This is a genomic window from Actinomadura sp. NPDC048955, from assembly GCF_040649435.1.
Taxonomy (GTDB): Bacteria; Actinomycetota; Actinomycetes; order Streptosporangiales; family Streptosporangiaceae; genus Spirillospora; species Spirillospora luteofluorescens.
Map to the genome: position 1 here is coordinate 47,184 of NZ_JBEZJI010000044.1, position 22,881 is coordinate 70,064.

Consider the following 22,881-nt stretch of genomic DNA (forward strand, 5'->3'; position numbering starts at 1 on the left):
GCCGCGATGAGGATCGGGCTGGTGGTCAACCCCGTGGCCGGGCTCGGCGGCCGGGTCGGCCTCAAGGGCAGCGACGGCGCCGACGTCCAGGAGAAGGCCCGGGCGCTCGGCGCGACGCCGCACGCCGCGGAGCGCGCCGCGCTCGCCCTGGCGGAACTGCGCTCCCGGATCGGCGGCCCGTTCACGGTGCCGACCGCGGGCGGGCCGATGGGCGAGGACGCCGTCCTGGACGCCGGGCTGATCCCCGACGTCCGGTACCGGCCGGGCGAGCCCACCGCGGCGGCCGACACCGTCCGCGCGGCGGCCGCGCTCGCGCCGCACGCCGACCTGCTGCTGTTCGCCGGCGGCGACGGGACGGCGCGCGACGTGCTGGACGCGGTCGGGGCCTCGGTGCCCGTGCTCGGCGTGCCCACCGGCGTGAAGATGCACTCGGCGGTCTTCGGGGCCACGCCGCGCGCCGCCGGGGAGGCGGCCGCCCTGATGGCCGCCGGCGGCGTGCGGATCCGGGACGCCGAGGTGATGGACCTGGACGAGGACGCCGTCCGGGACGGCCGCGTCTCCGCCCGCCTGTACGGCCACGTGAGGGTGCCCGACGTCCCGGTGCGCGTGCAGCAGCGGAAGGTGGGCGGCACGGTCACCGACCCGTCGTCGGTCGGCGGCATCGCCGCGGCCCTCGCGGAGCGGCTCGGGCCGTCCGAACTGCTGGTGCTCGGGCCCGGCACCACGATGCGCGCCGTCGCGAACGCGCTCGGCGCCGACGTCCCCCTCATGGGCGTCAACGTGCTGGCGGGCGGCGGGACGGTCGTCGCGGCGGACGTGGCCGCCGCAGAACTGGAGGCGCTGGCGGGCACGACGCCGGCGTGGATAGCCGTGACTCCGATCGGCGGGCAGGGTTTCCTGTTCGGCAGGGGCAACCAGCAGATCTCCCCCGCCGTGCTGCGCGCCGCCGGCCGCGACCGTCTCGCGGTGGCGGCGACCGAGGCCAAGCTCGCCTCGCTCGGCGGCCGCCCGCTGCTGGTCGACACCGGCGACGAGGACCTCGACGCCGTCCTGCGCGGCCACCTGCCCGTGCTGACCGGGCACGGCCGGTTCGCCATGTATCCCGTCCGATGAGAGGCAGACCGAACGTGAACTCACTCGAAGGCAAGACCGCCGTGGTCACCGGGGCCGCGGGCGGCATCGGGCGGGCCGCCGCCGAGCTGATGGCGGAGCTCGGCGCCGCGGTCGTCCTGGCCGACGTCGCCGAGGCCGGGGCGGACGCCGCGAAGGCCATCGGGGCCGCGGGCGGCCGGGCCGAATTCGTGCGCGGGGACGTCTCCCGCGCGGCCGACTGCGCGCGGATCGTCGCCGCCGCGCGCGACGCCTACGGCGGGGTGGACGTCCTGTTCAACAACGCGGGCGTCATCCGCCGCTCCACCGTCCTGGAGATCGGCGAGGACGACTGGGACCTGGTGATGGCCGTCAACGTCAAATCGATCATGTTGATGAGCCGGGCGGCGATACCGTTGATGGCCGCCGCCGGGGGCGGCAGTATCATCAACACCGGCTCGGGGTGGGGCATCCAAGGGGGAGCGCAGGCCGTGTCCTACTGCGCTTCGAAGGGTGCCGTGGTGAACATGACCCGGGCCATGGCGATCGACCACGGGCCGCAGAACATCCGGGTCAACTGCGTGTGCCCCGGCGACACCGACACCGGCATGCTCGCCGAGGAGGCCCGCCAGCTCGGCGAACCGGCGGAGGCCTTCTACGCCGGCGCGGCGGACCGCCCCCTCGGCCGGATCGGCCGGCCCGCCGACATCGCGGCGATGGTGGCGTTCCTCGCCGGCGACGCGGCCGCGTTCGTCAGCGGGGCCGTCATCCCGGTCGACGGCGCCGGCACGGCCTGACCGTCCGCTCACCCCAGGAGAGGAAGACGACAGCATGCCGATCGACCGCCGCCCCCTTCGCGAACAGATCAAGGACGAGATCCTCGACCGGCTGGGCAAGGGGGAGTTCGCCCCCGAACAGGCGATCAACGAGATGGTGCTGGCCGCGGACCTCGGCGTCAGCCGCACCCCGCTCCGCGAGGCGCTCATCGGGCTGGAGCGCGAGGGCATCATCGTCAGCGAGCGCGGCAAGGGCTTCCGGTTCGCCCCGATGAGCGCGAAGGAGTTCGACGACCTCACCACGATCGTCGCCGCCCTGGAGTCGCTGGCGCTGGAGTCGACCGACCCCGAGTTCCTGCACGCGGTCGCCCCCCGCCTCCTGGAGGAGGCCCGCGCGTTCTCCGTCCCCGAGGCGGAGCACGCCGTGATAGAGCGCTACGACGACGCCTGGCACGACCTGCTGCTCTCCGGCTGCCCCAACGAGCGGCTGATGGACCTCATCACCTCGCTGAAGCTCACCATGCACCGCTACGAGCGCGTCGTGGTCGGCGACTGGGAGGTCCTGGAACGCTCGGCCGAGGAGCACGAGCGGATCGCCGAACGCCTGGTCGCCTCGGACGTCGATGGGGCCGTCGAGGCCCTGAAGGCCAACTGGCAGAGCGGCAAGGACAGGATCCTCACCCGCCTCACGGAGCGATGATGCCGCACCTGCCCTCGCTCGGCCCGCGCAAGAGCGTGCGGGTCCAGATCGCCCACGCGCTGCGCGCGTCGATCGTCAGCGGTGAGATGCGGTCGGGCGTCGTGTACTCCGCCCCGGCCATCGCCGAGCGGTTCGGGGTGTCACCGACCCCCGTCCGGGAGGCCATGATCGACCTGGCCCGGGAGGGGCTGGTCGAGGTCGTCCGCAACAAGGGCTTCCGGGTCACCGACCTGTCCGACCACGAGCTGGACGAGATCACCGACGTCCGGTCCCTGATCGAGGTCCCCGCCGCGGTGCGGCTCGCGCGGGCCGGCCGGGACGCGGAGGTGCGCGCGCTGCGGCCGCTGGCCGAGGCGATCGTGACGGCGGCCGAGCGGCGCGACGTCGTCGCCTACATCGACGCCGACCACCGCTTCCACCTCGCGCTGCTCGGGCTCGGCGGCAACGCCCAGCTCGTCCGGCTGGTGAGCGAGCTGCGCTACAAGTCCCGCCTCTACGGGGTGCCGCGGCTGGCGGAGCGGGGCGAGCTCGAACCGTCGGCACGCGAGCACGAGGACCTGATCGAGGCGGTGGCGAGCGGCGACGCGCGGGGCACCGAGGCGCTGATGCGCCACCACCTGCGGCACGTCCGGGGGATCTGGGCGGACCGGCCCGAGGGCCGGTGAGGCGGGCCCCGCTCAAGTACGCCGCTCAGCACAGGTCCCGTGACGGCGTGCGGGGGGCGGGGCCGCCGGCCGCGCCCTCCTCGCACAGCCGGACCATCTGCTCGACGACCTCGACCGCGTCCGACGGCGGGTGCCGGACGACGCCGTGTCCCGGCAGCTCGTACAGCAGCGCCCCGTCCTTCACCCAGACCCACAGCCCGGACCCGAAGTGCACCACGGTCGCCTCCGCGCCGAGCGAGACGAGGGCCCGCAGGCCGCGCACGCCGGCGAGCTCGCAGAGCCGTTCGGGCACCGTGCCCGGCACCGGCGGGGACAGGACGGCCGCGGACGCCTCCGGCAGCGGGATCGTGAAGTGGACGGCCTTCCCGGACACCGGGCCGGGGCCGAGCCTGCCGCGGGTGGGGTGGATGCCCCAGCTCCCGCCGGCCTCCCCGGTCAGCGCGTCCACGAGCATCAGCCCGCGGCCGCCGCAGGCGTCGGAGGCGGGCTCGCCGGTGATCAGCGCGGCGGCGTCCGCCGGGACGGCGCCGCCGGTCCCCCGCCAGGGGGCGGCGTCGAAGACCTTGAGGGTGAGCCGCGGGGAGGGGTGGCGGCTGAGGTACGCCCACACCTCGGCGCGCTCACGGTCACCGTGCACGACGGCGTTGGTGGCGAGCTCGGAGATGATCGTCTGCGCGTCGCCCACGGCGGCCGGGGGCATGTCCAGCTCGGCGAGCACCGAACGGGCGATGGAGCGCGCGAACGCCGCCGCCGCCGGTCCGGGCGGTAAGGGCCATGCCGGGAACGCTCCGTCGGCCAGTCGCGCACCCTCTGCCCGCACTGTCTGCGACTTTTCCGGCATAAGCAATCGCTTTCCACGAGAATTATCGGCGGCGCGTCCGGCCCCCATGGCGAGAAAGGGGTGAGAAGGTCCTCGTCCTGGGGGCCGGCGAGACGGGATCTCCCTTCTTCCATCCGCGCGATCACGGCCAGGAGAACCGAGGGTGAGGGCGCCGCTGGCGCCGCGATCGCTTACCTATGTGGAGGAGTACGGAGATTATTGCGGTCGGTCCGAGTCGTGGGTCATCGGCTGATGCATAATTTCCAGCTATGGATCTCGACATCAGTCACCTTCGGATGGTGTGCGCGATGGCGGAGACCGGGAGCGTCACCCGGGCGGCGGCCCGGATGGGGATGTCCCAGCCCGCAATGTCGAACCAGCTCCGCCGGGTCGAGGAGATCGTCGGCGGGGCGCTGTTCACCCGCAGCCGGTCCGGGCTGGAGCCCACGCCGCTCGGCGGCCAGGTCATCAGCCGGGCGCGGACGATCCTGTCCGAGATGGACACCCTGTTCGGCGACCTGCGCGGACCGCGCGGCCCGGAGGGGACGCTCGGCCTCGGGTGCGTCCACCTCGCCTGCGTCGGGAGCATCGTCGCACGGGTGGGCGAGGCCCTTCCCGGCCGCGAGGTGTCCCTGCGCATCGAGCCCTCCTCCGCCCTGCTGGGCGACGCCCTCGCCCGCGGCCATCTCGATGCCGCGCTGATCGGGCTCATGGAGGGCTTCGACATCCCGATGGCGGCGCCCGTGGTCAGCCGCACCCTGGTGCCGCGCTACCCGATCTTCGTCACGCTCTCCGAGCGGCACCCGCTCGCCGGCCGGGACGAGATCGACCTGTTCGACCTGCGGGACGAGGCGTGGATCGCCCCGCCGGGCGCCGACGACGGCTCGCTGTCCTCCCTGCGGGCCTCGTGCCGCGCCGCCGGCTTCGAGCCCATCGTGCGCTACGAGGCGCCGAGCGGGGCGGCGTGCCCGCTGGTCGCGGCGGGGCACGGCGTCCGGATGGTGGACCCGTCCTGGCCGCCGCACCCGGGCACGGTCGTGCGGCCCCTGGTCGGGGAGCCGCAGGTCGCCCGGCTGATCGTGGCCTGGCGGCGGGACCGCCTGGACGAGGAGGAGGCCGCGGCGCTCTACCGGGGGCTGGCGGCCGCCTACGTGGAGCACACCGGCAGCCATCCGACCTTCGAGGCCTGGTGGCACGCCCATCCCCAGGTGCACCCGCTGCTGTGACGGCACTCCGGTGACCGCGCGCTCGTGATCTCGCCGCCCGGTGCGGGACGCCGGGCCTCCGGCCGCCCACGTGGCGGTATTCTGATCGTGGGTGAGGAGGGCCAATGGATCCGGTGGCCGATGCCATGGTCGGGCTGCCTGACCTCGGCGGCCAGAGCAGCCTGCGCGGCCAGGTGGCCGACGCGCTGCGCAAGGCGCTGGCGACGGGCACGCTGCGGTCGGGCGTCGTGTACTCCGCCCCGACCCTCGCCGACGAGTTCGGGATCTCCCCCACTCCGGTCCGCGAGGCCATGATCGACCTCGTCCGGGACGGCCTGTTCGAGGCCGTGCGCAACCGGGGCTTCCGGGTCGTGCGGCCCTCGGCCCGCGACCTCGCCGAACTCACCGAGATCAGGGAACTGGTCGAGGTCCCCGCGGTCGTGCGGCTGGCCGGCGCCGTTCCCGAGGCGGTCCGGCCCCGCCTGCGCGCCCTCGCCGAGGAGGCGCTCGCGGCGGCGCGGGACGGCGATCCGATCGGCTTCCTCGACGCCGACCACCGCTTCCACTCCGAACTCCTCGAACTCACCGGCAACCGGACGCTCGTCCGGACCATCCTGGACCTGCGCGGCCGCTCGCAGATGCACGGCCTCGCCCGTCCGGCCGCGACCGAGACGCTGGTGGCGTCGGCGGAGGAGCATCTCGGGCTGCTGGACGCGCTCGTCGCCGGTGACGCCGAGCGGGCGCGGGAGCTCATGACGCGCCACCTCGACCACGTGCGGGGCGACCACCGCTGAGGGCGCCTCCGCCCCCATGACGCCTGGCCGGATCCGGCCATGACTCCCTGGAGCTGGGCCTTCGCCGGGGAGGCGGCCCTTGGCAAGTGCCGTTTCACATTTTACAGTGCAATTTCACATTGCATTGCGGACGCCGCGGCCGGATGCCGCAGCACCCCCGTCCGCGAAGGAGGCTCCCCGAATGGTCCGCCCGAAACGCAGAAGGGCAGCCGCGGCCGCCGCCGTGGCCGCCGCCCTTGCCGCGGCATCACTGGCGGTGCCGGCCCGTGCCGACGCCCCCAGTGACCGTGGTGCGCCCCCCGCCCCCTCCCCGGACCGCAGGTCCCGGACCCAGCTCCAGCAGGAGGCCGAGCAGACACTCGTCAAGCAGATCGTCAAGGACCACGGCGTCTCGGCGGCCGAGGCGGGCCGCCGAGCCGACCGGCAGCCCGCGCAGTTCGCGCTGGCGACCCGGCTCGGCAAGGATCTCGGCTCCGCGTACGGCGGCGCCTGGATCGACCAGGCGCACGGCGGCGAACTCACCGTGGGCGTCACCGCGGCGGGCGCGTCGGCCGCGGTGCGGTCGAAGGCGAAGAGCGTCGGCCTGGGTGCGACCAGGACGAAGAAGGTCCGGTACGGCTTTGGGCACCTCCAGCAGGTGTCCGCCTCGCTGGCCAAGCGGGTCGCCGAAGCCAACAAGGGGGCCGCGAACGGTCTGCAAACCGGCGTCGTCACGTCCGGCAACGTGGTGAAGCTGAGCAGTCTCAAGGGTGCGGCGCTCACCCCCGCCCAGCGCGATGTCGTCAGCTGGGCGCGCCGTGCCTTCGGCAGCGCGGTGCGGGTGTCGACCTACGCCCACAAGTCGGTGCCCCGCTACTGCTACGACGACTACAGCTGCGATCCGCCGCTGCGGTCCGGGCTGGCCATCTTCACCGGCGGGGCGCGCTGCACCAGCGCGTTCATGACCTACTCGGGCAGCCGCTACTACATGCTCACCGCCGGCCACTGCGCCGAGCTCGGCTACTGGTGGGACGTGTCGACCTACAGCTACGGCTACCAGAACGTGGGAGGCGCGGCGAACTACACCTTCGGCTGGTACGGCGACTACGCCGCCGTCTCGATCGACGATCCGGGCTGGTGGCAGCCCCGGGGCTGGGTGCTCCCCCAGACGTCCGTCTACGGAAGCGAGAGCGACTACGTCGGCGGCTACGTCTGCAAGCAGGGCTCGACCACCGGCTACACCTGCGGGTCGATCACCGAGGTCGACGCCACCGTCTCCTACCCGGACCGGACGCTGTCCGGCATGACCTGGAGCACCGCGTGCGACGGTCCCGGTGACAGCGGCAGCGGCGTCTTCGTCGGCGGCTACGCCCACGGCATCCTGAGCGGCGGTCCGAACTCGGGGTGCGGAATGATCCACGAACCCCTAGGCCGGGCACTGTCCGGCCTAGGGGTGTCCCTGCTCAGCGGCTGACCTCCCCGTCGGCCCGAGCACAGGGGCGGTGCCGTTCCCCGTGGCCCAGGGGAACGGCACCGCCCCTCACGCCGTCAGCCCTTCAGCGACTGCATCCAGGTCTCGATCTCCTCGGGGTGGCGGGGCAGGGCCGAGGACATCAGGCGGGCGCCGGTCTCGGTGACGAGGACGTCGTCCTCGATGCGCACGCCGATGCCGCGCAGCTCCGGGGGCAGGGTCAGGTCGTCCGGCTGCAGGTAGAGGCCCGGCTCCACGGTCAGCACGTGCCCGGGGCGCAGCACCCCGTCCAGGTACTGGGACGCCCGCGCCGCCGAGCAGTCGTGGACGTCCAGGCCGAGCATGTGCCCGCTGCTGCAGAGGGTGTAGCGGCGGTAGATGCCCGACTCGGGATCGAGGGCGTCCTCCGCGCTGCGCAGCACGCCCCAGTCCTGGAGCCCTTCGGCGATGACGCGCATGGCGGCCATGTGGAAGTCGCGGAAGCGCGCCCCCGGGCGGACGGCCGCCAGCCCCGCCTCCTGCGCGTGGTAGACGAGGTCGTAGACCTGCCGCTGCCGCGGGGTGAACCACCCGCTCACCGGGAGGGTGCGGGTGATGTCGGCGGTGTAGAGGGTGTCGGTCTCCACCCCCGCGTCGAGCAGGAGCATCTCGCCGAGGCGAAGCGTGCCGTCGTTGCGCGTCCAGTGCAGGACGCAGGCGTGCGCCCCGGCCGCGGCGATGGTGTCGTATCCGACGCCGTTGCCCCTGATCCGCGCGACGCGCTCGAAGGTGCCCTCCGCCCACCGCTCCCCGCGCGGCATCCCGGTGACGCGGGCGAGCCCGGCGGCGACCGCGGTGAAGCCGTCCACCGTGTGGTCGACGGCGGCCTGGAGCTGGGCGATCTCCCAGTCGTCCTTGACCAGGCGGAGCTCGGCGGCGCAGGCGGCCAGTTCGGCGTCGGGCTCGGGGGCGCGTGCCGGTACGGCACGGTCGACCTCCGGGTCCACGCCCCGGATCACCCGGGTCGGCACCCGGCCGCGGAGCGCCCCGGCCAGGTCGTCCAGCGGCGCGCAGGCCAGCCCGAGCTTCTCCTCGGTCTCGGCCGGCGCGGCGCGGGGGCCGACCCAGAACTCCCCGTGCCGGCGGTCGCGGAAGAAGCCCGCGTCGTCGCGCGGGGACCGGGGCCGGTGGTACAGGACGGCGTCGTGCCCCGCGCCGGTCGGCTCGAGCACCAGGACCGCGCCGGCCCCGGTGTCGGCGCCGTTGTCCCCGGTGAGATGGACGTAGGCGGTGTGCGCGCGGTAGCGGTAGTCGGTGTCGTTGCTGCGCACCTTCGGCGGGCCAGCGGGCAGCACGAGGCGTTCACCGGGGAAGAGGGCCGACAGCGCCGCGCGGCGTTTCTCCGCGTACGGCGCCACGGTCAGGCGCGCCGGGAGCGGTTTCCCGCTCGGGGCCCAGTCCCGGGTCATGAAGGAGGCGAGGGTCTCGGAGACGGGCAGGTCGTGGCTGCCCGTCGCGAAGCGGCCGGCTGCTGGGTCGTCCATGTGAAAGTCCTGGATGTGGAGATTCGATAACGGGGCTTGTAGTGCAATTGCACTGTACTATTTTATATGGCACTCCGCCCGTCGATGCACGGAGACGCCATGAAACGTCCGGTCAGGACCTGCCTCGCCCTCGCCCTCTCGCTCAGCGCCGCCGCCGGCGGCGCCTCCGCCTGCGGCTCGGGCGGCGACGCCACCGCCGCGAAGGCCGGGGGCACGCTCACCGTCCTCTACACGCAGGACTTCGCCCATCTCGACCCGCAGCGCAACTACGTGATGTTCGCGATGGACTTCGGCACGCGGCTGCTCTACCGGACGCTCACCACCTACGCCGCCAAGGAGGGCCAGGAGGGCACCAAGGTCGTCCCGGACCTCGCCACCGACACCGGAACCACGCCCGACAAGGGCAGGACGTGGACGTACCACCTCAGGCCGGGACTGAAGTTCGAGGACGGGACGCCCATCACCAGCGCCGACGTCAAGTACGGGGTCGAGCGCTCCTTCGCGCCCGACCTGCCGGAGGGCCCCGGATACGCCAGGACGATGCTGGAGGGCGGCGACGGGTACAAGGGGCCCTACAAGCACAAGGACGGCCTCGCCTCCATCACGACGCCGGACGCGCGAACGGTCGTGTTCCGGCTCAGGGAACCGTCGATGGACTGGCCGAAGATCACCACGCTGCCGACGTTCGCCCCCGTCCCCAAGGCCAAGGACACCGGCGTCAACTTCGACAAGCGCCCGTTCTCCTCCGGCCCCTACAAGGTCGCGTCGTACGACCGTGGCCAGCGGCTGATCCTCGTCAGGAACACCCACTGGGACAAGGCCGCCGACGGCGTCCGCCAGGCCAACCCCGACAGGATCGTGGTGGAGGAGGGGCTCGCGCAGGCCACCATCGACCAGCGGCTCATCGCCGACCAGGGCAGGGACCAGCGCGCCGTCACGCTGTACTCGGTCGCGCCGGCGAGCATGCCGCGCATCCTCACCCGCCCGGACGTCAGGAAGCGGTTCGTCAGCGCGACGAGCCTGTGCACCCGGTTCCTGGCGATGAACACCTCCAGGCCGCCGTTCGACGACCCGAAGGTGCGGCAGGCGATGCAGTACGCGGTCGACAAGGAGGCCTACCGCACCGCGCACGGCGGCAGCGGCGTCGGCGAGCTCGCCGGCTCCTACCTCCCGCCCGCCATGACCGGCGGGCAGGCGCAGAACGTCTACCAGGCGCCGCCGAACGGGGACCCGGCCAAGGCCAGGCAGCTGCTCGCCGCGGCAGGGAAGGGCGCCGGGTTCTCGATCGACCTGACGACGACCAGCAGCGAGCTCGGCAAGTCCGAGGCCGAGGCGGTGCAGCAGGCGCTGGCCCGCGTCGGGGTGAAGGTCCGGATCAACTCGGTCGCCAAGAGCGTCTACTACGACACCATCGGCGACACCGCGAAGGAGGACGAGCTCGTCTTCTACGGGTGGTGCGCCGACTACCCGTCCGCGGCCTCCTTCATCCCGCCGATCTTCGACGGGCGCAGCATCGCGCCCAAGGGCAACACCGTCGTCTCGCAGATGAACGACAAGGCGGTCAACGAGAAGATCGGCGCGGCCGTGCAGGGGAACGACCCGGCCGCCTGGACGGCGCTCGACCGCGAGCTGATGGGGCTGTCGCCGATGGTCCCCCTGATCCACGACAAGCTGCCGCTGCTGCGCGGCTCCAAGGTCACCGGCACGTTCGGCCACGCCATCTGGGAAGGCGAGTTCGACTTCGCCACCATCGGGGTGATGTAGTGGCCGCCCCGCCCCTCAATGAGGCGGCGGGCAGCGTGCCGGTGCCCGCCGGCCGGTCGCCGTGGCGGCCTGCCGGCGGGCGGCTGCGCCGCGACCCGGCCGCGCTCGCCGGTCTGGCGATCATCGCGCTGTTCGTGCTGCTGGCGCTGGCCGCCCCGCTGCTCACCGCCCTGAACGGGCACGGCCCGAACGAGTTCCACCCCGAGAAGATCGACAAGGCGCTGGCCGGCGCGCCCAAGGGGGCGTTCGGCGGGATCGACGGCGACTTCTGGCTCGGCGTCGAGCCCGGCACCGGCCGGGACGTGTTCAGCCGCATGGTCTACGGCGCCCGGATCTCCCTGCTGATCTCCGTCGCGGCGACCTGCGTCGCCACCGCCGCCGGCACCGCACTCGGCCTCACCGCGGGCTTCGCCGGCGGCCGGGTCGACGCGGCGATCAGCCGCGTCATGGACCTGGTGCTGTCGTTCCCACAGCTCATCTTCATGATCGCTCTGGTGTCGGTGCTGCCCGAGGGGAACCGGACGCTGGAGCTGGTGTTCGTCATGGGCTTCTTCGGCTGGCCCTACATCGGGCGCATCGTCCGCGGCCAGACGCTCTCGCTGCGCCACCGGGAGTTCGTGGAGGCCGCGCGCGCCACCGGCATGCCGCGCCACCGGATCGTCTTCCGCGAGGTCATGCCGAACCTGCTGGCACCGGTCCTCGTCTACGCGACGCTCACCATCCCGGTCAACATCGGCACCGAGGCGGCGCTGTCGTTCCTCGGCATCGGCGTCCGGCCGCCGAACGCGTCCTGGGGGCAGATGATGGCCAAGGCGATCGACTGGTACCAGGTGGACCCGACGTTCTTCGTGGTCCCCGGCGTCTGCCTGCTGCTGACCGTGCTGGCGTTCACGCTGCTCGGCGACGCCTTCCGGGACGCCCTCGACCCGAAGGGGGCGGGCCGGTGACCCGGTACGTCGCGACGCGCCTGGCCGGGGTCGCCGGGGTGCTGCTCGTCATCTGCGCGGTGACCTTCACGATCTTCTACGTGTTCCCCGCCGACCCCGCGCTGCAGGCGTGCGGCAAGTCGTGCACGCCCGAGCGGCTCGCCATGCTCCACCACCAGATGGGGCTGGACCGGCCGCTGTGGCGGCAGTTCGCCGACTACCTCGGCGGGATCTTCGCGGGCCGGAGCTACGGCTCGGGCCCGCAGGCCGTCCGGTGCCACTTCCCCTGCCTCGGGTTCTCCTACCAGAACAACATGCCGGTCTGGGACCTGATGATGCAGCGCCTGCCGACCACGGTCTCGATCGGGATCGGCGCGGCCGTCCTGTGGCTCGCCGGCGGCGTGACGGTCGGCGTCGTCTCCGCGCTGCGCAAGGACTCGCTGCTCGACCGGACGCTGATGGTGGGCACGCTCACCTCCGCGTCGCTGCCCATCTACTTCACGGCGATGGCGCTGACCGTCCTGGTCGTCCAGATCGGGGGGCTGCTCCCCTACTCCAGCTACGTGCCGTTCGCGGAGGACCCCGCCACCTGGGCGAAGAACCTCGTCCTGCCGTGGGTCGCGCTCGCGCTGCTGTACGCGGCCATGTACGCGCGGCTGTCCCGGGCGTCGATGGTGGAGACGATGGCCGAGCCCTACATCCGGACGGCCCGCGCCAAGGGCCTGCCGGAGCGGACGGTCGTCGCCAAGCACGGCCTGCGCGCCGGGCTCACCCCCGTCCTCACCGTCTTCGGCATGGACCTCGGCGCGCTGCTCGGCGGGGCCCTGATCACCGAGAGCGTGTTCGGGCTGCCCGGCATCGGGCGGCTCACCATCGACTCGATCGACAAGTCGGACCAGCCCGTCGTGATGGGCGTGGCGCTGCTGGCCGCGTTCTTCATCACGTTCGCCAACCTCGTCGTGGACTTGCTCTACGCCGCTGTCGATCCTCAAGTGAGGTTCACATGAGCTTGTTGAGCGTTCGGGACCTCGCTGTGGAGTTCCGCACCGCGAAGGGGACGATCCGCGCGGTGGACGGGCTGTCGTTCACCCTGGAGGAGGGCCGCACCCTCGGCATCGTCGGCGAGTCCGGGTCCGGCAAGTCCGTGACCAGCCTGGCGATCATGGGGCTGCTCGACGGCGCCCGGGTGGGCGGGTCGATCGAGCTGGCGGGAACCCAGATCGTCGGGGCGGCCCGCGAGCGCGTCCGCGCGCTGCGCGGCCGGAGGGTCGCGATGATCTTCCAGGACCCGCTGTCGTCGCTGCACCCGCACTACAGCGTGGGCGAGCAGATCGCCGAGGCGCGGCGGCTGCACTTCGGCTCGTCGCGCCGCGCGGCGCGCGCGGAGGCCGCCCGGCTGCTCGCCGACGTCGGCATCCCCGATCCCGGGGAGCGGGCGGGCGACCACCCGCACCAGTTCTCCGGCGGGATGCGCCAGCGCGTGATGATCGCCATGGCGCTGGCCTGCGAGCCGGACCTGCTGATCGCCGACGAGCCGACCACCGCCCTGGACGTGACCGTCCAGGCGCAGATCCTGGAGCTGATCGCGCGGATCCAGCGCGAGCGCGGCCTGGCGGTCCTGATGATCACCCATGATCTGGGAGTGGTCGCGCGGGTCGCCGACGACGTCCTGGTCATGTACGCGGGACGGGCCGTCGAGCGGGCGCCGGCCGACGCGCTGTTCGCCGTGCCCCTGCACCCCTACACCCGCGGCCTGCTCGGCTCCCTCCCCCGGCTCACCGGCCCGCCCGGCGAGCTGTCCCCGATCGCGGGCACCCCGCCGTCTCCGCCGGCGGGGTGCCCGTTCCATCCGCGGTGCGCCGAACGGGTCGAGGTGTGCGAGACCACCCGTCCGGCGCTCCTCGGCGGGCCCCACCCGGCGGCCTGCCACCTGCTCACAATCGAAAGGGCGGCCGGATGACGGCGCTGCTACGGCTGGAAGGGCTGACCAAGACGTTCCGGACGCGGCGCGGCGCCGTCCGGGCGGTGAACGGCCTGGACCTGGAGGTGCGGGCCGGGGAGACGCTCGGACTGGTCGGCGAGTCCGGCTGCGGCAAGTCCACGACCGGGCGGATGCTCGTCCGGCTGCTGGACCCCACGGCCGGGCGGATCACCTTCGACGGCGAGGACATCACCCGGCTGTCCCAGCGCGAGATGCGGCCGCTGCGCCGCGACCTGCAGATCGTCTTCCAGGACCCGTTCGCCTCGCTGAACCCGCGCCACACGGTCGGCTCCATCGTGGCCGAGCCGCTGCGGGTGCAGGGCGAGCGGGACCCGCGGCCCCGCGTCCAGGAGATGCTGGAGTACGTCGGGCTCGGCGCCGAGCACCTCGACCGGTACCCGCACGAGTTCTCCGGTGGCCAGGCCCAGCGGATCGGGATCGCCCGCGCCCTGGTGACCGGCCCGCGGCTGGTCGTCGCGGACGAGCCCGTGTCGGCGCTGGACGTGTCGATCCAGGCCCAGATCGTCAACCTGCTGGCCGCCCTGCAGCGCCGGCTCGGCCTGGCGTACGTGTTCATCGCCCACGACCTGGCGGTGGTCCGGCACGTGTGCGACCGCATCGCCGTCATGTACCTCGGCCGGATCGTGGAGACGGGGGCCAGGGACGTGGTCTACGGCGCGCCGGCACACCCCTACACGCGGGCGCTGCTGTCGGCGATCCCGCTGCCCGACCCGGTGGCCGAGCGGGCGCGGGAGCGCATCGTGCTCCGCGGCGACCCGCCGAGCCCGTCGGCGCCGCCGGCGGGCTGCCCCTTCCATCCGCGGTGCTTCAAGGCGCAGGAGCGGTGCCGCACCGACCTGCCGTCCCTCAAGATGGTCGCGGGCCGCCAGGTCGCCTGCCACTACCCGGAGACCGAGCCGCTCACCTCGTGACGAAGCCGGGGCCGGACCTCTCGGTCCGGCCCCGGCGGTCGTGTCAGGGGTGGTGTCGGATCAGTACTCGGACTTCACCGTCACTCCGCTGAACGCCTGCTTGCCGTAGAGGCTGAAGTAGTTGTAGCCCGCGGGCGGGTTGGTGATGGTCAGGGTCTCGCCGTTGCCGCTGTTGATCGACCTCTGGGTGTAGGACGTCGACGTGGCCCAGCTGGTGGAGCTGTAGTACAGGTCCGCGTCACCGGTGCCGCCCGACGAAGTGATCTTGATCGACCGCGTGCCGGCCGGCACGTAGAGGTACAGGTAGGAGAGGTTCCCCTGGGTCGCCGACAGATTGCTGCGCTGGCAGTTCTGCCCGAGCTGGCGGGTGTCGCTCCCGGTGCACTCGGTCGTCCCGCCGCCGCCCCCGGCCGACACCGCCAGCTGCTTGGTCGCGGTTCCGGTGGCGCCCTTGTCGTCGGTGACGGTGAGGGAGACGGTGTAGGTGCCGTCCGCGCCGTAGGTGTGGGACGGGTTGGCCGACGTCGAGGTGGCGCCGTCGCCGAAGTCCCACCGCCGGGAGGCGATGGTGCCGTCGGTGTCGGTGGACTGGTCGGTGAAGGAGACCGCCAGGCCGTTCGCCGAGGCCGAGAACGCCGCGGCCGGCGCCTGGTTGCCGCCGCCCCCGCCGCCGGCGCACGCGCCGGACGCGCACGCGGCGAGCCACGTCCGCCAGTCGCTGTCGTAGCGGCTGCCGATCGTGCTCGTCAGGAACGTCCGGGCGGCGTTCCAGTTGCCGGTCCGGTAGTAGCCGAGAACGGTCGCGACGTCGCTCGGGTGCTTCTCGAACATGTACCGCACCGCCAGGTAGCCCCAGCGGTAGATGCGGGTCGTGTCATGGCTGTAGGTGGTGTCGAACAGCGTGCTGAGCGCGTAGGTGCCCCTCGCCGCCTCGGTGATCGCCGCGTCGTAGACCTCCTTGCGGTAGGAGTAGGAGACGTACTCGGCGAACCCCTCGATCCACCAGATGGTGGGCGTGGTGACACCGGCGTTGAAGTCGCCGTACATGTCGAAGCGGCCGTCGAGGTAGTGCGTGTACTCGTGGTTGAGGTTCCAGATCTGGAACGCCGGGCGCACCCACTCGGCCTCGTAGGCGATGAACCGCGGCTGGTTGCCCGCGGCGGCCGGGTCGCCCTCCAGGTACATGCCGCCGTTGTTGGTGTCGATGCCGAACATCGCGCCGGCGTAGGTCTGGTAGTCCGTGCTCGAATCGAAGACGCAGACCTCGATCGTGGTGTTGTTGTCGTTCGCGACGGGCCTGTTCCCGTCCTTCACCAGGCCGTGGAAGTAGGCGTCCTGGTTCTGGAGGCTGGCGCAGCTGTCCGACAGCTGGGCGGCCGTCATGTCCTGCGCCCGGATCTTGATGCTCGAACTGCAGGTGTGGTTGATGGTCAGGACGTTCGCGGCGAGCCGCTGCGCCAGGTCGCAGGTCCCGTAGTAGGAGCAGTTCGCCTTGTCGTAGTAGTCGGTCATCTCGGCGACGCCGACCCACAGCGGGGCGGTCTTCCCGGTCATGGCGCTCTGCCCGAGCAGGCCCTTGGCCAGCGGCCTGACCTTCGTCTGCAGCGTGGAGTGCTGCACGAAGCGGGTCAGCTCGCGTCCCGCGTTGGACGTCAGGTAGCTGCGGTCGGTGCCGAGCAAAGAGAGGTGGCCCGTGGCGAAGGAGTTGAGCGTGTCGAGCAGGCTCGGGTCCGACTGGACCGCGGAGACGAACTCCGGGACCTGGTGGCCGCGGAACAGCACCGTGTAGACGTTGTTCACCGCGTTGAGCATCCACCAGGACGCGTCGTAGGAGCTGTTGTAGCCGGTCAGCAGCCGCTTGACCACGGAGATGTAGCGGGCGTTCTCCTCCGCGCTGTCGATCAGCGTGACCGCCTCGGCGAGCACCTCGCCGTTGGCGTCGCTGACCGTCGAGGACTTGGCGTTGCCGAAGTAGGCGTCCAGGCCCGACTGGATCGCCGTCTTCAGCGTGGGGCCGTAGGTCCCCACGGTCGACGGGTTGTACCAGTGGACGTAGTAGCCGGCCCGCAGGTAGAGAACCAGCTGGGCCGTGCCGGTGGTGTTGTCGCCCGGGTAGTAGAGCCCGTTGTCACGCAGGCCGTAGGCGACGCTCGCCATCTGCGACTCGCGGAACGCGTAGTACGCGTCGGTGCCGGTGAGGCTGAACAGCGAGTTGACGCAGTCGGTCGTGGACGACTTGATCTGCTGGACGAGCGCGCTTCCGGAACGGCTCGTGAAGTCGCTCGCGCTGCACGCGGCCGCGGCCGCCTTCGCGCTCGCCTTCGGGGCGCCCTTCATGGAGGGGCGCTTGTGCTCCGCCGCCTTCTTCGGCTTGTCGGGACTGCTCTTCAGCTCGCTGTCGTCCGCGGAGAGCGGCGGCCGGTCCTTGGCGGGGAGCGGGGCCTTCTGGATGTGGCGCGCGTCGCCGCCGTCGGGGCGGATGCTGGCGGGAGGGGGCTTGGGGGCGGCGGTCGCGGGCGCGACGAGGAACGTCGTCCCGAGGGCCACCGCCATTGACGCCAGCAGGCAGCGGGTCGATCTGCGTCTGTTTCTCACGGGGGGTCTTCCTCCATGGGGTGGGCGTCCGGCGGGGGTACCGGACGTTCTCGCAGGGCTCCGGGGTCCAGGGTCCGGAGGCTCGGGGAAGCGTGCGCCCGCAGTTTGTGGTGCGGAAACGGCCCGTGGTCATACACCGCACCATCGATCTGGGTTATGGATCTGTCGGGCGGACCTCACCGGCGGCGGCGGAAAGGAATTCTGCGAGGTGGCGCCCCGTTCCCGGCCCGCGAAGCCCTTCCGATGCCGTTTCTGGACAATGACGAAAGAAAGGTGAAATTGTACACTGCAATGTCACTAGCTCTCTGGAGGTGTCCGTGAGACGAACGAGCAGGACACGCGCGGGCGTCGCGCTCGCGGCGTGCGGCGGCATGCTGGCGGCCGCGGTACTGGCCGGGCCCCCGCCGGCGACCGCGGCCGCCGGCGACCCGCCGCGACTGGACTGGAAGTCCTGCGGCGACGCCGCGAACCCCGCGCTGCAGTGCGCGATGCTGGAGGTGCCGCTCGACCACGCCCGCCCGGACGGGCGGACGGTCAGGATCGCGCTGAACCGGCTGCCCGCCACCGCGCCCCCCGGCCGGCGGCAGGGACCGATGCTGCTCAACCCCGGCGGGCCCGGCATCAGCGGCCTGTGGATGGCGAGCTGGATCCCCTCCAAGCTGCCGCCCGACGTCGCCGCCGCCTACGACTGGATCGGCTTCGACCTGCGCGGATCCCAGCACAGCGAGCCGCGCATGTCCTGCGACCCGCACTACTTCGACGGTCCGCGGCCCGACTTCCAGGTCGGCCAGGGCACCACGGGGGCGTGGCTTGACAGGGCCGCCGGGTACGTCGCGAAGTGCACCGAGAAGCACGCCTGGCTTCTGCCGCACCTGTCGACGGTCGACCACGTCGGGGACATGGAGTCGATCCGCCGCGCGCTCGGCGCCGAGAAGATCAACTTCTTCGGGTGGTCGTACGGCACCACGCTCGGCTCGACGTACGCCCAGCTGTACCCGCGGCACGTCCGCCGCTTCGTCCTGGACAGCATCGTCGGGCCGTCCGTCTCCTGGTACGACCACAACGTCCTCCAGGACCTCCAGCACGAGAAGCGGTTCAAGGCGTTCACCGCTTGGGTCGCCAAGGCCGACGGCGTCTACCACCTCGGTACCGACCCCGCCGAGGTCGAGGCCGAGTGGTACGCCATGCGCACCCGGCTGCGCGAGCACCCCGTGGGCCGGATCGGGCCCGACGAGTTCGACGACACGCAGGTCGCGGGCGGCTACGACGTCCTCCGGTGGCCCAGGCTCGCGACGGTGCTCTCCGCGTACACCAACTCGGGCGACACCGCGCCGCTCGTCACCGCGTACGAGCGCTACGCCGCGCCGGACCCGGAGGACGACTCCTTCGACCTCTACAACGCCGTCATGTGCAGCGACAGCAAGTGGCCGCGCGACTTCCGGTACTGGCGGAAGGACCAGGCGAAGGTCAACGAGAAGGCGCCCTTCTACACCTACAACAACATGTGGTTCAACGCGGGCTGCCTGACCTGGCCCGTCAAGGCGGGGCACCGCACCAGGATCACCGGCAAGGGCCTGCCGCCCATGCTGCTGTTCCAGGCGACGGACGACCCGGCCACACCGTACGAGGGCGGCCTCGACATGGCGCGGGCCCTGCCGAGCGCGCGGCTCGTCGTGGAGAGGGGCGGCGGCAGCCACGCCATCACGTTCGCGGGCAACGCGTGCCTCGACGATCTCCTCGTCGACTACCTGCGCGGCGGGAAGGTGCCGCAGGACCGCGGCCTGGTCGACCGCGCCTGCGCCAAGAACCCCGACCCGGCACCGGTCTGGGTCACGCCCGCTCCGGCCGCGGCCACCGGCGCGCAGGCGACCGCCGTCCCGCGACAGTTCGTGAGGTGACGTGGGGCACCGGCCGCCGTGCGGCGCTACCGCCCGTTCGGTCAGCGCCCGCCGGCGGCCGGTGCCTCCATCAGCAGCCGGACGGGGCCATAGAGCCCCGAGGCGCGCTGGCCATGGAAGACGAAGTGGGTGGGGCTCACCTCGTCGAGGTAGGGCGCGAGGGTTCCGCAGACGAGGATCTCGATCTCGTTGTCGCCTTCGCGCAGGGACGCCCCGACGTCGAAGCGGTACGGGGCGCAGATGCGCACTCCGGCGGCCTCGCCGTTGACGGTGACTTCGGCGGTGCCGCGCACCCGCCCGAGGTCGAGCGCCGCTCCGGACGGAGGCGCCGCGAGGCGGAACGAGCGCCGGTAGCGGACGGCGCCGCTGTAACCGGCGAGACCCGCCTCCTCCCAATCGCCTAGCTCGATCGTGCCGGGCACCACCGTGAAACGCACCGGCCCCGCGAGCGCCGCCCCCGCCCGGTGGCCGGGATGGGTACGGATTCGCAGTTCCGCCGTCCGGCCGGGCGGAGCCTCCTGCCCCGGCAGCGGCATCTCGGGGGCCGGGGCCAGAAACTCCCCGTCCAGGGTCGCTTCCAGAAGTTCGCCGTGGACGTCGACGGCCATGCGGGTCGCGCCGGGCGGGACGGTGAAACGCAGCCTCTCCACCCGCGGCGCCGCGTCCGGCATCGCGAGGGTCGCGGGGAGGACGACGTCCGTTTCCGGGTCGTCCTCAAGCCACGCCGCGCCGGGCAGCGGGTGGGGCCGCCGGCGCAGGTGGAGGGACGCCGGGTCGCCGTACTGCGCGCGGCGCGACACGACGGGCACCGGGTCGCCGTCGCGCGCCGCGGTCCAGCCTGGGCCGGACACGACCGGCCCGTCCACGAGGACCGCGGGAGGCGGGCCGCCCTCGGTCAGGACCAGGGTCAGCTCGCCGCCCGTCACGCGGTAGCGGCCGACGCGCGGGACCTCCTGCTCGGCGTAGGGGTCGAACCCTCCCTGGCGGCCGATCTCCGCGCCGTCGACGAGGACGCGGCAGGGCGCGGCCGAGGCCACCTGGAGCATCGCCCCGGCGGCGGACGCCGGGAGCGGCATGCTCAGCGCGACCTCGGCCCCCGGCCGGGCGGGCCCCGCCGCCGTGATCCACTCCGGCCGCCGGTAGCGCCCGCGCTCGGTGACGACGGCGAGGTGGGCGCGCAGCCGGACGTCCTCGTCGGCAACGAGCCGCACCTCGACGTCGTGGTCACCCGCGGGGACCGGCGCCTCGGCGATCGCCAGGTGGCCCCGGTCGTCCAGCGCGACGGTGGCGCCGTCCAGCCGGACGGTCTTGGCGGCGGCGGCGCCGACGGTCACGAAGCCGCCCTCGCCAGGCACGGTGAGGCGGGTCCGGAACACGACCACGTCACCGGACTGGACGTCACCGAAATCGAGGAACTCCTCAGGGACGTGCCCCTTGGGTCCGAGGAAAGCGCGGTGCAGGGTGTCCTTGCGGATGCCGCGGGAGTCGGAGTACACGAAGGGGCGCCACTGTCCCTCGCTCTCCCTGGCCCAGACCCCGTGAGGGCCGAACGTGGCGTGCGCCTCGGACCACTCTGCCTCCTCCTCCGTCCGGTGACTCACCGTCCAGCGCTCGAATGGGACGTCGTGACAGGCCGCGGGCCGGGCGAAGTCGCCCCAGGCGTTGTCGAGGGTCGGAACCAGGTCCATCGTCCAGGACGTGCCGAGGTCGAGGACGGTCTCCCGCGTAGCGGGTGCAGGTGCAGGTGCCGCGATGTCCTCGCCTCCCGGGAAGAGGAGCAGAGCGGCGGGCCCGTCGTCGAACGGGACGACGGTTTCGACGGACGTCCCGTCCACCGTGCGCGTCTCCAGCCGACGCGGCGGGCCCCCGAACGGGCTCGCGACGAACGCCGGACCGCTCACGCCGCGGACCCGCACCGGCATGTCCCGCACGTACCGGCCGGGATCGAAGTCGTAGGTCACGTCCAGCCAGCCGAGGTCGGCGCCGCGCTCGTCGGGCCGTCCCACCGAAACGCGGCTGGCCATCGACGGCGCGGCCGTCAGGAACACCAGCGTCGTGCCGTCGACCTCCCGGACGAGGGCGGGGACCGGCGCGTCCACCCGGCGGACGCCGTCGAGGGCGGCACCGAGCGCGCCGGTGCCCGGCACGACCTCCAGCACGGCGCGGAGCCCCGCCACCGCCTCGTCGGCACCCGGGTCCCCGACCCCGCGGAGGGGCGGCGCGCCGACCGCGACGACACGGCCCCCATGCTCGGCGAACGCGGTGAGCCTGCGCGCCGTCTCCCCTTCGAGCACGGTGCAGGACGGGAGAAGCACGACCCCGTACGACTCGTCCGCGACGTCCAGCCGCCCCTTGGCGACCGTGGCCCGCTGCACGGAGTCGTCGTCGACCACGTCGGCGTCGATCCCCAGCCGGTCGAGCGCGCCGGGCACCATCCGGAACCACGCCATGTCGCCGACCAGCTCGCGGTAGACCTCCTGGGCGAGCGACGCGTCCGGGTCCACGCCGTCGAGCCGCGTGCCCGCCTGCGCGGTGGCGGTCGGGAACAGCACCGCCACGTCGCACACGTGCCGCCCCAGCGAGAGGGCGGCGCAGAGCCTGGCGACGGCGTCGGCGAAGACGCGGTGGTGCCGCCAGTAGGGCTGGCGCCAGTCGGTGGACGGCGGCGCCCACTCCCACCAGCCCGCCTTGGTCGAGTAGTAGACGGCGTGCGGGTTGTAGAGCGTCGCCCCGGCGCGCAGCCACGGCAGCAGCCAGTCGAAGGTCTCCTCCAGCGTCCCTCCCCAGCCGCTGGAATGGAACGCCTCGATCCAGGTCCGGTCCCGGCCGTACAGGTGCGCCAGCGAGGAGTGGACGCGGGCGTCGCCATGGTGGTCGGATCCGGGGGCGCCGAACCAGCGGTGCGTGCGCGCGTAGTCGGCGTACAGCCTGACCCCGTCCACGGGAAGCCCCGCCCGCGCCGGATCCTGCTGGTCGCAGCCGTGCAGCAGGCCGTACCGCTCGTGCCATTCGGCCAGCGGCCGGAAGAACGCCTCCTCGGCCAGCTCGGCGCGGGTGAGGTGGTAGTCGCGGCGGACCCCGAAGGCGTCAACGCCGCCGCTCCCCCACAGCGCTGCGAGGTGCGGCGCGAGGTCGTAGCCGCAGCGCCGCTCGAACTCCCCGGCGAACCCCTCCGACCAGGTCGGCAGCGACGGCAGCTCGTCCTGGAACGACCCGACGATCACGTTGCCGAGCCGGTGCCCCAGCCGCCGCGCGAACTCGCCGTGCACGCGGTCGAGAAGCGCCGCGCACGCCTCGGCCGACAGGTAGTCGAAACCGCGCACGTCCGCCGTCCCGTCCCGCCGGAGCCACCGCCCCGCGTAGTCCGGGAAGTCCCGCACCAGGCGGGCCTGCAGATCGGCGCCCGAGAAACCGAGCTGGTCGTAGAACCAGAGCGACACGCCCAGCTCGGCGGCGTCCTCGCACACGGCGTCCAGCAGATCCCACCACGCGGTGGAGAAGAAGGGCGGATCGTCGGCGTCCGCGCCGAACATCGGACCCGACGGCGCCAGGTTCAGCACGACCAGGTTGTACACGCCCCCCTCGGCGAACCGTTCGAGCTGGTCGCGCAGCCGCCGCCGGTCGAGCCGCTCCCCGCTCCACCACCAGATGGGCACGGGCGAGAACGCACGCGGCGGCGCCTCCAGCACCTCCCGCACCCGCCCCCGAATCCCGCTCATCCCTGTTTCCCGTGGGGGGACGACCCCCCACACCCCCCGGTTCG

At 72.8% G+C, this 22,881-nt stretch carries 17 protein-coding genes; 13 read left to right on the plus strand and 4 right to left on the minus strand.

Annotated features, from left to right (window positions below; translation table 11 throughout):
* Positions 1-6: 6 nt before the first annotated feature.
* Genes AB0C84_RS32120 through AB0C84_RS32135 form a run of 4 tightly spaced genes read left to right on the plus strand, consistent with a single transcriptional unit; the run spans position 7 to position 3,230 of the window.
* Complete coding sequence (locus AB0C84_RS32120; RefSeq protein WP_361073864.1) at positions 7-1,113, plus strand: NAD(+)/NADH kinase; 1,107 nt, start codon at positions 7-9, stop codon at positions 1,111-1,113.
* Between the two features lie 14 nt (positions 1,114-1,127).
* Positions 1,128-1,886 (plus strand): glucose 1-dehydrogenase, encoded by a 759-nt coding sequence (locus AB0C84_RS32125; protein WP_361073866.1) that lies wholly within the window; start codon positions 1,128-1,130, stop codon positions 1,884-1,886.
* Positions 1,887-1,920: 34 nt separating this feature from the next.
* Positions 1,921-2,565, plus strand: a complete 645-nt coding sequence (locus tag AB0C84_RS32130) for a GntR family transcriptional regulator (RefSeq protein ID WP_361073868.1) — start codon at positions 1,921-1,923, stop codon at positions 2,563-2,565.
* A complete protein-coding gene (locus AB0C84_RS32135; protein WP_361073870.1) occupies positions 2,565-3,230 on the plus strand; it encodes a GntR family transcriptional regulator in 666 nt (221 codons plus the stop codon). Before AB0C84_RS32130 ends, AB0C84_RS32135 begins: the two co-directional genes overlap by 1 nt.
* 25 nt (positions 3,231-3,255) lie before the next feature.
* Here the strand turns inward: AB0C84_RS32135 and AB0C84_RS32140 are convergent, their stop codons facing one another.
* Positions 3,256-4,050, minus strand: coding sequence for an ATP-binding protein (locus AB0C84_RS32140; RefSeq protein ID WP_361073872.1), 795 nt, complete (start codon positions 4,048-4,050; stop codon positions 3,256-3,258).
* 269 nt (positions 4,051-4,319) lie between these two features.
* Between AB0C84_RS32140 and AB0C84_RS32145 the strand changes: the two genes are divergently transcribed.
* From AB0C84_RS32145 to AB0C84_RS32155, 3 genes are all read left to right on the plus strand, one after another.
* Positions 4,320-5,276: a LysR family transcriptional regulator gene (locus tag AB0C84_RS32145; RefSeq protein WP_361073874.1), complete on the plus strand. Its 957-nt coding sequence runs from the start codon at positions 4,320-4,322 to the stop codon at positions 5,274-5,276.
* 104 nt (positions 5,277-5,380) lie between these two features.
* Positions 5,381-6,049 carry a GntR family transcriptional regulator gene (locus AB0C84_RS32150; protein WP_361073876.1) on the plus strand — a complete coding sequence of 223 codons (669 nt, stop codon included), beginning with the start codon at positions 5,381-5,383 and terminating at the stop codon, positions 6,047-6,049.
* 181 nt (positions 6,050-6,230) lie between these two features.
* On the plus strand, positions 6,231-7,502 hold the full coding sequence (locus AB0C84_RS32155) for a S1 family peptidase (RefSeq protein WP_361073878.1): 1,272 nt from the start codon (positions 6,231-6,233) through the stop codon (positions 7,500-7,502).
* A gap of 74 nt (positions 7,503-7,576) precedes the next feature.
* Here AB0C84_RS32155 and AB0C84_RS32160 read toward each other — a convergent pair whose 3' ends face one another.
* A complete protein-coding gene (locus AB0C84_RS32160; protein WP_361073880.1) occupies positions 7,577-9,022 on the minus strand; it encodes an aminopeptidase P family protein in 1,446 nt (481 codons plus the stop codon).
* A gap of 99 nt (positions 9,023-9,121) precedes the next feature.
* On the opposite strand from AB0C84_RS32160, the gene AB0C84_RS32165 reads away from it, so the two are divergent.
* From AB0C84_RS32165 to AB0C84_RS32185, 5 genes are read left to right on the plus strand one after another with little or no spacing between them, the layout of a single operon-like run.
* A complete protein-coding gene (locus tag AB0C84_RS32165) occupies positions 9,122-10,786 on the plus strand; it encodes an ABC transporter substrate-binding protein (protein ID WP_361073882.1) in 1,665 nt (554 codons plus the stop codon).
* Complete coding sequence (locus AB0C84_RS32170; protein ID WP_361073884.1) at positions 10,786-11,733, plus strand: ABC transporter permease; 948 nt, start codon at positions 10,786-10,788, stop codon at positions 11,731-11,733. Before AB0C84_RS32165 ends, AB0C84_RS32170 begins: the two co-directional genes overlap by 1 nt.
* Complete coding sequence (locus tag AB0C84_RS32175; RefSeq protein WP_361073886.1) at positions 11,730-12,719, plus strand: ABC transporter permease; 990 nt, start codon at positions 11,730-11,732, stop codon at positions 12,717-12,719. Before AB0C84_RS32170 ends, AB0C84_RS32175 begins: the two co-directional genes overlap by 4 nt.
* A complete protein-coding gene (locus AB0C84_RS32180; protein ID WP_361073888.1) occupies positions 12,716-13,672 on the plus strand; it encodes an ABC transporter ATP-binding protein in 957 nt (318 codons plus the stop codon). Before AB0C84_RS32175 ends, AB0C84_RS32180 begins: the two co-directional genes overlap by 4 nt.
* Positions 13,669-14,625: an oligopeptide/dipeptide ABC transporter ATP-binding protein gene (locus tag AB0C84_RS32185; RefSeq protein ID WP_339154680.1), complete on the plus strand. Its 957-nt coding sequence runs from the start codon at positions 13,669-13,671 to the stop codon at positions 14,623-14,625. The genes AB0C84_RS32180 and AB0C84_RS32185 overlap by 4 nt, the downstream gene beginning before the upstream one ends.
* Positions 14,626-14,685: 60 nt before the next feature.
* Here AB0C84_RS32185 and AB0C84_RS32190 read toward each other — a convergent pair whose 3' ends face one another.
* Positions 14,686-17,220, minus strand: coding sequence for a collagenase (locus AB0C84_RS32190; RefSeq protein ID WP_361073890.1), 2,535 nt, complete (start codon positions 17,218-17,220; stop codon positions 14,686-14,688).
* A 317-nt stretch (positions 17,221-17,537) separates the two neighbouring features.
* Between AB0C84_RS32190 and AB0C84_RS32195 the strand changes: the two genes are divergently transcribed.
* Positions 17,538-19,118: an alpha/beta hydrolase gene (locus tag AB0C84_RS32195; RefSeq protein WP_361073892.1), complete on the plus strand. Its 1,581-nt coding sequence runs from the start codon at positions 17,538-17,540 to the stop codon at positions 19,116-19,118.
* 41 nt (positions 19,119-19,159) lie between these two features.
* Here the strand turns inward: AB0C84_RS32195 and AB0C84_RS32200 are convergent, their stop codons facing one another.
* A complete protein-coding gene (locus tag AB0C84_RS32200) occupies positions 19,160-22,837 on the minus strand; it encodes a glycosyl hydrolase (protein WP_361073894.1) in 3,678 nt (1,225 codons plus the stop codon).
* Between the last annotated feature and the right edge of the window lie 44 nt (positions 22,838-22,881).